This window comes from Pseudomonas batumici (assembly GCF_000820515.1).
GTDB classification, from domain to species: domain Bacteria; phylum Pseudomonadota; class Gammaproteobacteria; order Pseudomonadales; family Pseudomonadaceae; genus Aquipseudomonas; species Aquipseudomonas batumici.
The window spans coordinates 1-787 of record NZ_JXDG01000116.1 but is presented as its reverse complement, the minus strand read 5'-3'; the positions used below and the strand labels follow the sequence as shown (position 1 = coordinate 787).

Genomic DNA, 787 nt, shown 5'->3' with positions numbered 1-787 from the left:
TGCATCACCGAGGTGCGCACGCCCACCGGCAGCGAGGAAGTCATCGAGTACAACGATGGCGGGCACAAGTTTCCCGGGCTCGACAGCCGCCCCAGCCTGCCCCGGGTCACCGATCACCGCATCGACCCCGGTACCGGCGAAGAGGCCATTATCAAGGTCAAGTACGCCTACAGCGGCAATGGCAGCAACAACCTGCACAATTTTCTCGGCTACAACGCCAGCGGCCTGATCTGGGAAGACAACCACCTGGACAATCTCTACAAGGTGCGCAGTCCCTACCTCTATGGCACCACCGAAAGCCTGATGGTCGGCACCCAGGCGGTGCGCACCATCGAGCGCAGCTTCAACCGCTTTCATCTGCTGGTCGAGGAGAAAACCACCCAGAACGACCATGTCCGCCAGGTCGTCACCGTCTACCACGCCCAGGAGAATGTCGACTTCGATGCCCAGTTCGGCAATTTCCAGCTGCCGCGCACGGTGACCAGCACCTGGGAAGTGAGCAACTCCGGGCGCCGGCGTCAGGAAGTGCTGAGCACCGAGTACGATGTGTACGGCAACCTGGTCGAACAGATCCAGCCCAATGGCGTCAAGCAGCGCAACGAGTACTACCCGGTGAACGGGGAAACCGGGATGTGTCCGAGAGATCCCGAGGGGTTTGTCCGCCAGCTCAAGCAGAGCACGATCATCCCGGCCGACTCCGCCCATGGCGACCCGGCTCCGGTGCTGTGCACGCGTTACCGCTACAAGACCCTGGCGCCGTTGGCGACGCTGCTCAATCCGTGGATGG

1 pseudogene is annotated in these 787 nt (G+C 62.3%); it reads left to right on the top strand.

The features are described 5' to 3' along the window. A pseudogene (locus UCMB321_RS31145) lies at nucleotides 1–787 on the top strand (sugar-binding protein); the annotation flags it as partial.